The sequence below is a fragment of the Chryseobacterium barbadense genome (genome assembly GCF_042849955.1).
Lineage (GTDB): Bacteria > Bacteroidota > Bacteroidia > Flavobacteriales > Weeksellaceae > Chryseobacterium.
The window spans coordinates 19,052-31,325 of sequence record NZ_BAAFHL010000012.1 but is presented as its reverse complement, the minus strand read 5'-3'; the positions used below and the strand labels follow the sequence as shown (position 1 = coordinate 31,325).

The 12,274-nt window shown below is 36.0% G+C and carries 13 protein-coding genes; 12 read left to right on the top strand and 1 reads right to left on the bottom strand.

The window, feature by feature from the left end; genetic code table 11:
- The first annotated feature begins 26 nt into the window (after window positions 1–26).
- The 12 genes from rpmF to ACGHIN_RS07155 all read left to right on the top strand — a co-directional run bounded on the left by rpmF (window position 27) and on the right by ACGHIN_RS07155 (window position 10,939).
- Window positions 27–230: a 50S ribosomal protein L32 gene (gene rpmF / locus ACGHIN_RS07210; RefSeq protein ID WP_034681046.1), complete on the top strand. Its 204-nt coding sequence runs from the start codon at window positions 27–29 to the stop codon at window positions 228–230.
- Between the two features lie 116 nt (window positions 231–346).
- A complete protein-coding gene (gene accB / locus ACGHIN_RS07205) occupies window positions 347–835 on the top strand; it encodes an acetyl-CoA carboxylase biotin carboxyl carrier protein (protein WP_390452141.1) in 489 nt (162 codons plus the stop codon).
- Between the two features lie 92 nt (window positions 836–927).
- Complete coding sequence (gene accC, locus ACGHIN_RS07200) at window positions 928–2,280, top strand: acetyl-CoA carboxylase biotin carboxylase subunit (protein ID WP_390452139.1); 1,353 nt, start codon at window positions 928–930, stop codon at window positions 2,278–2,280.
- A gap of 132 nt (window positions 2,281–2,412) precedes the next feature.
- Window positions 2,413–2,907, top strand: coding sequence for a hypothetical protein (locus tag ACGHIN_RS07195; RefSeq protein WP_390452138.1), 495 nt, complete (start codon window positions 2,413–2,415; stop codon window positions 2,905–2,907).
- Between the two features lie 63 nt (window positions 2,908–2,970).
- Window positions 2,971–4,221 carry an ornithine--oxo-acid transaminase gene (gene rocD, locus ACGHIN_RS07190; RefSeq protein ID WP_390452136.1) on the top strand — a complete coding sequence of 417 codons (1,251 nt, stop codon included), beginning with the start codon at window positions 2,971–2,973 and terminating at the stop codon, window positions 4,219–4,221.
- A gap of 2 nt (window positions 4,222–4,223) precedes the next feature.
- Complete coding sequence (locus ACGHIN_RS07185) at window positions 4,224–4,994, top strand: glycosyltransferase family 2 protein (protein WP_390452135.1); 771 nt, start codon at window positions 4,224–4,226, stop codon at window positions 4,992–4,994.
- A complete protein-coding gene (locus tag ACGHIN_RS07180) occupies window positions 4,991–5,968 on the top strand; it encodes a WaaS/CpsH family glycosyltransferase (RefSeq protein ID WP_390452133.1) in 978 nt (325 codons plus the stop codon). The genes ACGHIN_RS07185 and ACGHIN_RS07180 overlap by 4 nt, the downstream gene beginning before the upstream one ends.
- Window positions 5,969–5,971: 3 nt before the next feature.
- Window positions 5,972–7,159, top strand: a complete 1,188-nt coding sequence (locus ACGHIN_RS07175; RefSeq protein ID WP_390452131.1) for a glycosyltransferase family 4 protein — start codon at window positions 5,972–5,974, stop codon at window positions 7,157–7,159.
- A gap of 3 nt (window positions 7,160–7,162) precedes the next feature.
- The gene (locus ACGHIN_RS07170) at window positions 7,163–8,203 is read left to right on the top strand and encodes a glycosyltransferase family 2 protein (protein WP_390452130.1); all 1,041 of its coding nucleotides are present in this window, start codon (window positions 7,163–7,165) and stop codon (window positions 8,201–8,203) included.
- Window positions 8,204–8,207: 4 nt separating this feature from the next.
- Window positions 8,208–9,185, top strand: a complete 978-nt coding sequence (locus ACGHIN_RS07165; RefSeq protein ID WP_390452128.1) for a WaaS/CpsH family glycosyltransferase — start codon at window positions 8,208–8,210, stop codon at window positions 9,183–9,185.
- A gap of 21 nt (window positions 9,186–9,206) precedes the next feature.
- A complete protein-coding gene (locus tag ACGHIN_RS07160) occupies window positions 9,207–10,043 on the top strand; it encodes a glycosyltransferase family 2 protein (RefSeq protein ID WP_390452127.1) in 837 nt (278 codons plus the stop codon).
- A 14-nt stretch (window positions 10,044–10,057) separates the two neighbouring features.
- Window positions 10,058–10,939, top strand: coding sequence for a glycosyltransferase family 2 protein (locus tag ACGHIN_RS07155; protein WP_390452125.1), 882 nt, complete (start codon window positions 10,058–10,060; stop codon window positions 10,937–10,939).
- Window position 10,940: 1 nt separating this feature from the next.
- Here the strand turns inward: ACGHIN_RS07155 and ACGHIN_RS07150 are convergent, their stop codons facing one another.
- Window positions 10,941–12,158, bottom strand: coding sequence for a hypothetical protein (locus ACGHIN_RS07150; protein WP_390452123.1), 1,218 nt, complete (start codon window positions 12,156–12,158; stop codon window positions 10,941–10,943).
- Window positions 12,159–12,274 lie beyond the last annotated feature (116 nt).

Below are 12,274 nucleotides of genomic sequence, written 5' to 3'. Positions count from 1 at the left end.
CATCAAATTAAAAAAGTTATTACAAAATGGCACATCCAAAGAGAAGACAGTCGTCTACAAGAAGAGATAAGAGAAGAACTCACTACAAAGCTGTAGTTCCTCAATTAGCTAAAGATGCAACAACTGGTGAATTACACCTTTATCACAGAGCTCACTGGCATGAAGGAAAACTATACTACAGAGGTAAAGTAGTATTGGAAAAAACAGTTGAAACTACTGAAGAAAACTAAGAGGCATTTTTCTTTAAAAAACCTCATTTTGATACAAAAACCACTCAATTTTGATAAAATTGAGTGGTTTTTTGTTATTTTTTGGTATCTTTGGCTCAAAATCAAATATCAAATTTATGGACATTAAAGACATACAGAATCTTATCAAGTTTGTGTCTAAGGCTGAAGTATCAGAGGTAAAGTACAAAACAAAAGATTTCGAAATCACTATTAAAACTCCATTGGCCGGAAGCGAAGTTGCATATGCTCAACCTGCAGTATACCACACTGCTCCTCAGCAAGTAGCTGCTCCGGTACAAGCTGCTGCTCCTGCGGCATCTTCTGCATCTGCAGAAAAGGCTGAAGCTGCTTCTGATGACAGCAAATATGTAGCGATCAAGTCTCCAATGATCGGTACTTTCTACAGAAAGCCGTCTCCTGATAAGGATGTATTTGTAAATGTAGGTGATGAAGTTTCTTCCGGTAAAGTAGTTTGTGTAATCGAGGCGATGAAGTTATTCAACCAGATTGAATCTGAGATCAGCGGAAAAATCGTGAAGATCTTGGTAGACGATGCTACTCCTGTAGAATATGATCAACCTTTATTCTTAGTAGATCCATCTTAAGGAATTTTAAATGATAGATTATAGATTTTAAATGATTCATTCGTTTAAAAATAATTTAAAATTCAAAATTTAAAATTTAAAATTTCGGAGAGATGTTCAAAAAAATATTAATTGCCAATCGTGGCGAAATTGCAATGCGTATTCTTCGTACTTGCAAAGAAATGGGAATCAAAACCGTAGCGGTATACTCTACTGCCGATAAAGACAGTCTTCATGTAAGATTTGCTGATGAAGCGGTATGTATTGGTCCTGCTATGAGTAAAGACTCATACCTTAAAATCCCTAACATCATTGCAGCGGCTGAAATTACCAATGCAGATGCCATCCACCCGGGTTACGGATTTCTGTCTGAAAATGCCAATTTCTCAAGAATCTGCCAGAAGAATAACATCAAGTTTATTGGTGCTACTCCTGAGCAAATTGAGAAAATGGGAGACAAAGCCAATGCCAAAGCTACCATGAAAGCTGCCGGTGTACCATGTGTACCCGGTTCAGACGGCCTGATCGAATCTTATGAAGTGGCTGCTAAAACAGCTGAAGAGATCGGTTATCCGGTAATGATCAAAGCTACGGCTGGTGGTGGTGGAAAAGGAATGAGAGCGGTTTGGAAAGCTGAAGACCTGAAAGACCACTGGGAATCTGCTATTCAGGAAGCCGTTGCCGCATTCGGAAACGGAGGTATGTATATGGAAAAGCTGATCGAAGAGCCTAGACATATTGAAATCCAGGTTGCTGGTGATCAGTTTGGTAAAGCGTGCCACCTTTCTGAAAGAGACTGTTCCGTACAAAGGAGAAACCAGAAATTAACGGAGGAAACTCCTTCCCCATTCATGACGGATGAACTTCGTGAGAAAATGGGTGAAGCAGCGGTAAAAGCAGCTGAATTTATCGGTTATGAAGGGGTAGGAACTATCGAATTCTTAGTAGACAAGCACAGAAATTTCTATTTCATGGAAATGAATACGAGAATCCAGGTAGAGCACCCGATCACTGAACAGGTAATTGATTATGACCTGATCAGAGAGCAGATCCTTCTTGCTGCCGGAACTCCGATTTCAGGAATCAATTATTATCCGAAGTTGCATTCTATTGAATGTAGAATCAATGCAGAAGATCCTTACAACGATTTCAGGCCATCTCCGGGAAAGATCACAGGATTGAATATTCCGGGCGGACACGGAATCCGAGTGGATACTCATGTATATTCAGGATACACTATTCCTTCTAACTATGACTCTATGATTGCTAAGCTTATCACTACGGCTCAGACGCGTGAAGAAGCTATTGCCAAAATGAGACGTGCATTAGAAGAATTCTATATTGAAGGAGTAAAAACTACCATCCCATTCCACAGACAACTGATGGATAATGAAGATTATCTGGCAGGAAACTATACGACGAAATTCATGGAGAGCTTCGTAATGGATAAGAAATATGATCATTAAGATTATTGATATAACTGATAAAACGGCCTCATAAGAGGCCGTTTTTATTTTATAAACATTCAGTACTACAAACTAAAATGCTTATAAATACGTTTCAAGAATATCTTATGATAAAAACTAACCTGTACAGCTATGAAACCTATTGTTCTATTTCTTCTCATTTTTTGCATGTGGAGCATCAATCCGGCACAGGAAAAGAAAATACTCAATATATTGAACAGAGAGCTAAAAAAAGAAGTAAAAAATCAATTCAAATCACGCCTTTTCAATGGGGATACAATCAGTATCGTTAAGGAATTCTCTATTGATCAAGAAAAAAAGCTGTCTTTTGAAATTATGGTGAAAAGTCCTTATGTTACAGGCACTCAATTCATCAAACAGGACGTTCCTCTGCAAAAGCTTAAAAAATTAGGGAAAGACATCCAGATTATTTTAGAAGCAGAAGAAGATTCCGTTATTACCACTGTCGCCAATTCCGAAGCAGATGAGAAAGTACGAATCTCTAAAAGCAATTTATTTTATTTGTCTATGTCCAGTGAACAAAATAATGAAAAGCTGGGTGAGGAATTGCAGAATGCCTTCAAAAAAGCCGGCTACCCTCTTATCAAAGAATACTGGGCAGATTAGCAAAGCAAAGCTATTTTCCTAAATTTAAAATTATCACTAACTTTGTGAAAAACCTAAGAATATATGTCAACAGTAGAAACCGCAAAAAATTCACAGTATTTTATTGACCTTGAAGACCAGCATGGCGCGCACAATTATCACCCGCTTCCGGTAGTTCTTGACCGTGGAGAAGGTGTTTTTGTATGGGATGTGGAAGGCAAGAAATATTATGATTTCCTTTCTGCCTACTCTGCTGTTAATCAAGGGCATTCTCACCCTAAAATTGTAGAAGCGTTAGTCAATCAGGCTCAAAAACTGGCTTTGACTTCAAGAGCTTTTTACAACTCAAAATTGGGAGAATACGAACAGAAAATCACTTCTCTTTTCGGTTTTGATAAAGTGTTGCCGATGAATTCCGGAGCGGAAGCTGTGGAAACGGCAGTAAAATTAGCCAGAAAATGGAGCTATGAGGTAAAAGGTATTTCAGAAAACGCTGCCAAGATTATTGTTTGTGAAAATAACTTCCACGGAAGAACAACCACTATTGTTTCTTTCTCCAATGATCCTGATGCGAACAATAATTATGGACCTTTTACTCCTGGTTTTATCAAAATCCCTTATAACGATATTGCTGCTTTAGAAGACGTTTTAACGAAAGACGCCCAGAATATTGCTGCATTTTTAGTTGAGCCAATTCAAGGGGAAGCCGGAGTATATGTTCCGGATGAAAATTTCCTTAAAAATGCTTCTGAACTGTGTAAAAAACACAACGTTCTTTTCATTGCCGATGAAGTCCAGACCGGAATTGCAAGAACAGGAAAACTGATTGCTTGTCATCACGAAGACGTACAGCCGGATATTTTAATTTTAGGAAAAGCACTTTCAGGGGGAATGTATCCTGTTTCAGCTGTTTTGGCAAACAATAACATCATGAACGTGATCAAGCCGGGACAGCATGGTTCTACATTTGGTGGAAATCCATTAGCTTGTGCAGTGGCAATGGCTGCTTTAGATGTGGTTTCAGAAGAAAATTTATCTGAAAGAGCTGAACATTTAGGCCAATTATTCAGAGCTGAAATTGAAAAAGTAATTGAAAGAACCGACCTTATTACCAAGGTAAGAGGAAAAGGTTTACTGAATGCCATTTTAATTAATGACACTCCGGACAGTTCTACTGCATGGAATCTTTGTCTGCAATTAAAAGAAAACGGATTACTTGCTAAACCTACTCATGGGAATATCATAAGACTTGCACCGCCATTGGTGATTACAGAGGAGCAACTGATGGATTGTGTGAGGATTATAGAGAAAACCATTTCTGATTTCAAAAAATAAATATGCCTCAACTCACTGAGAAAGTAAGCGGCTTAATCATAACGTATAACGAAGAAAAAAACATTCGGGAAGTACTCGAATGTTTTGATTTTTGTGATGAGATCATCATCATTGATTCATTCAGTACGGATAAAACTTTAGAAATAGCCAGAACTTTTCCCAATGTAAGAATCGTCCAGCATACTTTTGAAGATTTTACATCTCAAAGAAATCTGGCGCTGGATTATGCTCACAATGACTGGGTTTTATTTTTAGACGGTGATGAAAGAATTACGCCCCAACTGAAAAAAGAAATCATTGAAGAATTAAACAAACCCGATAAAAAAGACGCTTATTATTTTTACCGCAAGTTCTTTTTTGCCGGCAAACCCATTCATTTTTCCGGAACACAGACGGATAAGAATTTCAGGCTTTTCAGGAAATCTAAAGCCAGATATATTGCTGAGCGAAAGGTTCATGAAACACTGCAGGTAGATGGAACCATCGGGGAACTGAAACATAAGCTTCTTCATTTTTCCGTTACGGATTATGAGTCTTATAAGAAAAAAATGATTCATTACGGAAAATTAAAAGGACTAGAGCTTGCTTCGAAAGGAAAAAAATACAGTGTTTCCACTCAATATTTCAAAACAGCTTACAAATTTTTCAAAGCCTATATCATGCGGTTTGGGATTTTAGACGGTAAAGAAGGCTTCCAGCTTTCTTACCTGCAGTCTTTGAGTGCTTTTGAAACGTATGAATCTTTAAAGAACGAACAAAAAGAATTCGAATGAAAATTTGCGTCATCAGTTTTGATTTCTGGGGTTATGATCAATACATTGTAGAGGTTCTACGCCGTAAAGGTATCGAAGCAAACCATATTAAGATCGGGGCTGTAACGCATGCCAATTTCACGGAAAAAGCGGTGAATGCATTCAGCAAGGTATTTTTGAAGAAAAACCTTAAAAAAGAAAAACGTCAGCAGTATGTTTTAAATTCTTTAGCCAAACTTGGTCATCAGGATCAGATACTGGTATTAAATCCGGACACTTTTGATCTTTCCACACTGGAAAAAATTAAGACTTATACCGGCAGGATGATCACTTATCTTTATGATAATCTTGAAAGATTTCCCGTGGAAGATAAGCTTCATCTTTTTGACAAGATTTTTTCATTCGACGATAAGGATATTAAAAAGCACGGTTTCGAAAGACTGACCAATTATAATTATCTTGAATATATTCCGCAGGAACAGCAGCAGCCTACGCTGGATCTGTATTATATCACTTCATTTGATAAAGGAAGAAACAGGATATTGTTACCTTTAGCCAAAATATTGCAGAAGAAAGGGATTGTTTACAATTTTGTTGTGGTTGGAAAAAAGATGTGGAAAGAAAAGGTAAAACCAGGAAAAGATACTTTGAAAAACTTCACAGTATTAAAAAGAAAACCTATTCCCACAACAACTATTGCCAATGTGTATAAGGATACCAAAGCTCTATTGGATCTTATGAGATCCGGCCAAACCGGGCTTAGTTTCAGGGTTTTTGAAGGCATGGCAATGGAAAAAAAGATCGTTACGGATAATCCGGAAATTAAAAATTACGATTTTTACAATCCGAATAATATTTTAGTATTGAATAAAGATTTAAGCAATATCAGTAAAGAATTTTTCCAACAACCTTATGAAAAGGTTCCGGAAGATATTTATCATAAATACACGCTTGATCACTGGACAAACAAGGTTTTCGGATTACATAAAAACTAAAGGATGGGAATTGTAAAAAAAATAAAGAAACATTTTAAAAGGAAAGAAAAGCTCAAGGTTCTTCAGACGCAGGACGTTGTAAATATAGAATTATGGGACCCTTCCCAAAAAACAATTGTATTTGTTTCAAGGGATTTTCCTACTCATGATAAAGATTCCGGATCAAACAGACTGAAAGAAATCATTCTGATTTACAAACAATTGGGATACAACTGTATTCTGTTTGCGCCACATGTTTTTGAAGATGATTCTTATGTGAAGTTTTATCAGAACCATAACGTTATTGTATTTGTAGAAAATAATAAATACCAAACCATTTATGATTTCCTTCCTACATTGAAATCCATTGATTATGTATGGTTCAACGGACCGCTGGCTTTAAATTTATTCTATAAAAAGCTGAAGGGTATTTTACCTACAGCCAAGTTCATATATGACATGGTGGATATTCATTTTTTACGATATAAAAGAGCTATAGAAATAGAACCGACAAGAATTTCATTAAAGAAAAACTATAAACATTTCTTCCATCTGGAAACGGTTGTGGCACCTAAACTGGATTATATCATTGCTATTTCCGATAAGGAAAAAGAAGTGATGAGCCACTATGCAGACCGTAATAAAATCATTACCATCTCTAATATCCATTATCCTAAAATTGATATTTCGGAAAGAAAACCCTTCAGTGAAAGCAAAGGAATCATTTTTATTGGTTCCATTCATGAGCCCAATATTGATGCAGTAAGATATTTGTATGAAAACGTTATGCCTATTGTGTGGAAAACCAATCCGGAACTGGAAGTAAGCATAATTGGTAATGTAGCAGATAAATTGGATCTTAAATTATTCCCTAAATTTAAATTCTTAGGGTTTGTAGAAAGCATTGAAGACCTTTTCATGACTTCAAAAATTATGGTGGCTCCTCTGAGATTCGGGGCCGGAGTGAAAGGAAAGATCGGACAGGCTTTCGAATATTTTTTGCCTGTTGTTACCACTGATATCGGTGCGGAAGGAATGCAGTTAACTAATGGCAAAAACGTCCTGATCGCCAATGATAAGGATACTTTTGCCGAAGCTATCATACGTCTTAACAATGATGAAGCTCTTTGGAATACATTAAGCCAACATTCAACAGAAAGTTTACAACCTTTTTCCCCGGAAGCGGTAAGCTCCACCCTTAAAAATATCTGAACCATGAACACCTCTGATTTTTTAGTAAGTATTATCGTTCCTTGTTACAACGCCTCTTATTATGTGAAAGAGGTTCTTGAAAGCATTCAGAATCAGACCCACTCCAACATTGAATGTATCATCATCAACGACGGAAGTACGGATAATACTTTAGAAATCCTCAATAGTTTTGCGGATTCCAGATTCCAGATTTACAGCCAGGAAAACAAAGGGCTTTCCGATACCAGGAATTTCGGACTGGAAAAAGCAACAGGTGATTTTATCTATTTTTGTGACAGTGATGATCTCCTTCCATCTCATTCCATAGAATCTTTACTTTCGGCCTATACGGGAAAAGAAGACATCATTGTTGGAAAAACGGCCACTTTTGCCTGGGAAGAAAAAAAGATTGTTTCTTATCTTCCGCACCCAAAAGAAAAACAGCATTTTGAAAATACCAACTCAGATGTGCTGCTGAAAAACATCACAGAAGGTTTAAGCCCGATTGCCCAGAATAAATTATACCGCACAGAGTTTTTAAGAAAAAACAATTTGAAATTCCTGAGCGGAATCTATCACGAAGATGAATTATGGTTCTTCGAAACCCTGTTCAACGCTAAGAATGTGACATTTATCCCTGAAGTAACCTATCATTATACAGTAGACAATGCCCAATCCATCACCAAAAAAAACAGTGATAAAAATCTGTTGGGCTATCTGAGCGTTATCAAAACCATTTACGAAAAGTATTACCTGAAATATCCTGAACGAAGCATTACGGCTTACTATCTTGCCTACCTGAAGAAAATCATCATCGGGAATTTCAAGCACCATGGGAATTACTCCCCTGAAGCACTAAAACAGATGGAAAAAACATTCAGAGAGGTAAATCCTGAGTTTAAAGACAACATTGAGCTTAAAAGTATTGAGAAAAAGTATTTTAAATTTCTTAATCATGTGAGCTTAAAAGATGCCGACACGATCAGAAAAGAGTATTTTAACAATCCGGTGAACAGCCTTAGAAAGCATTATAAAATTGTAATGTTCAACCTCTTTAACAAATAAAATAGTGAAAAAAGAAAGGTTCCTTTTGGTTATGCCCGATTATTCGGATTTTCCCAGGCTATTTTTAGATAATCTGGAGAAAGTGGGATTTGAAACTTCTCTGATTACGGATAAGGTATGCCAATTCAGGTATAAAGGCACTGAAAACATCCAAAATTTCTTCATTAAAAATATCCTCAGGAATAAGAAATACAAGCAAAGTCTTGTCAACAGGCATCAGCTTGATGAACTTAACAAAAGCCTTGCTGAAATGGAAGGCGAATTCGATTATATTTTGGTGATCCGCCCGGATAACTTCCCTATTCCTTTCATACAAAATTTAAAAAAGAGAACCCAAAAGCTCATTGCCTACCAATGGGACGGCATTGAAAAATTCCCTGAGATCAAAAATTATTTCGGGCTTTTCGATACCTTCTTCTGCTTTGAAAGAGTAGAATCCGAGCATAACATCCACTCTATCACCAATTTTTATTTTGATCATCTTCCGCCGTCCCACAAAGAATACAATACGGAAAAACCGATACTTTATTTTGTTGGCTTGTATTGGAAGAGCCGTGAAGAAAAAATAGACCGTTTCATTGAAGAGGTTTCTCATCTTTCTGTTGACCTCAACATTTTCATCCAGTATTTCCAGGAACCTGAGCGGAAAAACCCTAAGATCAAGTATATTTCAGACAGAATTACCTTTAAGGAAAACCTGGAACTGGTAAAAAGTTCGGATGTTCTTCTGGATTTTGTTGATCCGTTGCATGACGGGCTTTCCATCCGTTTTTTTGAAGGCATGTATTACGGCAAAAAAGTGATTACGGATAATATTATGGTAAAAAATTATGACTTTTACCATTCTGACAATATATTTGTCGTAGAAAACGATAATTATAAAAATATTGAGCAGTTTTTAAAAACTCCTTATCATCCGCTGCCGGAAGAAATTGTACAACAATATAGCTTTAGCAGCTGGATTAAAGAGATTATAAAATAACTCAATTCATACCTACAAATTATGAGCGATTTGGTTTCTGTAATTGTACCTTATTACCAAGGAGAAGACTATATTGAAGAATGTCTGGACAGTATCTATGGTCAAACGTTCAAAAATATTGAGGTTATTGTAATTAATGACGGTTCCCCAAAAGATCTCCTGGACCATTTAAAAGCAGATAAATATCCTGATCTTATTGTACATCATCAGGAGAATCAAGGTCAATCAGTAGCCAGAAATAAGGGAGTTGAAATCGCACAGGGCAAATATATCCTGTTTGTAGATTGCGATGATAAAATTGCTCCTGAATTTTTAGAGAAAACATACAAGGTATTAACTTCCAATCCGAAAATCAGGGTTTGCTATACCAAAGGACAATACTTTGAAAAAGAAAATTCGGAATGGTATTTACCTGATTTTGAAATCAAAGATTTTCTTTTCGCCAACTGTATTCCTATTTCCGCATTATTATATAAAGAAGATTTTACGAAGGCCAATGGTTTTGATAAGAACTTAACGTATTTTGAAGACTGGGACCTCTGGATCTCCATTGTTGAAAATGGCGGCGAAGTATATAGAATTCCTGAATATTTATTTTTTTACAGAATCAGGCACAATGACAATTCTCTGACCAATGTAAGTGCCCAACAGGAAGAGAAAATGGCACAAAATAGGCTTCTCATTTATCAAAAACATTATTCTTTTTATGAGAAGCACGGGTTCGATTTCAGCAACATAAGCTACATCATCCTGAACAGAAACCAGTACAAAAAAAGGTATTACAACGTTTGGTATAGAAAACTGATCTATAAGCTTTTTAAACCCAAAAAATTCAACGAAATCTATAGCCAATTTTAATATAACTGTCTTTCATGAAAATTTCAATAGTAACCGCTTATTACAACCGTAAAGCATTATTCATCAAAACCCTTGAAAGTATTCAACGGCAATTGAAAGATTATGATTTTGATCTTGAGTTCATTGCAGTAGATGATGCAAGCAATGAAGAAGAAAGGCTGGAAGACCTTGTGGGCAGATTTCCGTTTTTAAAAGTAATCCGCCTGAAAAAATGGAACAAGTGGTACAAAAATTCATGTATTCCTTTTAATGTTGGTTTTAAAGCTTCCAAAGGAGATTTCATCATCTTACAAAACCCGGAATGCCTGCATTTTGGCAACATTTTACAATATACCAGCGAACATTTAGTTAAAAATAAATACTTAAGTTTCGGATGCTATTCTTTGGATGAAGAACCCACCGATAACATCGACGAATACATCAAAAATCCTGAAAAAATGGTACAACTTATTCAGGAAAACAATGTGGAAAATACAAATGACGGAAGCAATAGCTGGTATAATCATTCTGTTATAAGGCCGGTTGCGTATCATTTTTGCTGTGCCATTACCCGAGAAGATTTATTTGATCTGGGAGGATTTGATCCGGCTTATGCGGAAGGAGTGGCTTATGATGATAATGAATTCCTGCACAGAATAAAGCTAAAGAAGATGCAGATTGAAATTGTTGACAGTGAAATTGTTTTGCATCAAAACCATTACCGTAGAAAATCATCTTTAAATAACACGGTAAGTCTTAATGAGAAGGAACTGAAAAAAAGAAGTGCCTTATTATATAAAAATGAAATGCTTTTTCAAAATTATACCCTCAACAAGAATACCTGGAAAGTAGATGGGCTTTCAGGAAATATATTACTAAAGGGGTTGTTCAGGAAATTTAAATCAAAAAAAAGCTGAATTATTTTGTCAGCTTCAATGATTTTTTGAGGATCAGTATCATATAAACAATCAGCATCACAGCCAAAGAGGTTATCAATAACTGATTGATAAGAAAAATACTATTGGAATTATCGAAAACCATTTCTGTTATTTTCCTCAACGTCTGATTCCATAAAATAATAGGTAAAATGATGATCATATATTTTGCCCCAAATTGATTGTTTTTCATCCAGCTTATGAAAGCAGGCACACATAACAAAAGGAAAAACAGCCTGTATTCCCAGCTTATAGACAGAAAAAAACTGAACAGGAAAACTCCTGCCCCTATCAAAAACAGATAGATTTCCTGACTTTTAATATGAACAAGATCAATCTGTTGCCATTTATTTTTAAATATTTTAAACAGCAGAAATAGAATAGAAAGCCATACAACAATATATCCTGCCCAATACACCTCTTCTATTTTATACATCTTGCGATTGTGAGACATAAAATTTTCTAACGGAACCTGAAATCCAAAACTGAATTCAGAAACAGATATTGGAGTTCTTTCACGAATCATGATGATTTCTTCATAATTCAATCCGATATAGATTAGAATAACAGCCCCGACTCCGGCTAATACTGTAGCGTTTTTGAAATTGATTTCTTTATACAGGTAAAGAAGTAACAACCCCGCTCCTATCGGGTAAAGCTTTAGCATAAAAGCAAGCAAGAAGAACAGAATGTAGGCTCCTTTACTTTTAGGAAAAACCAAAACCGGAAATATCAGAAGCAGAAATATAACTAAGTCGTTATTCCCCCTTTCAAAAATTAAAAGAGATACCGGTGAAAGCAGCAACAGAATATAGTAAATTGCTTTTTTCGGGTTCCAGGTTCCCGAAGCCCACAACAACATGCTTTGCGTACAGAAAACAAGCAGGAATCCTATGATTTTGTAATGAGAAGCATCAAAACCCTTGATATAAGTAAAGAATCTCCAGAATGAAGGATAATTATAAGGCGGTTCGTAATGTTCTTTAAACGGATCTTTCCCGATTGCATATAAATCCGTTCCTTTTAAAAGAAGGCGGAGATCGCCGTACACCGACCAGGAATCAAATTTGATGAATGACTTGAAAATATACCAATATTGATGATAATCAAACACCAGCAGGAATATGAATAATACCAATATGTAATATATTCTGAGATCTTTTTTCAAGTTGATCAATAAAGCCTTATGATTACCTGCCATACTCATCTTCTTTATGAAGCCGTGTTTCCTGTTGTCCACATAATTGAAGTAGTCTTAATAGCTGCAAAAGTAAAGATTAAGATCAAAAAACCCAATAATACAGTTGCCAAACATCA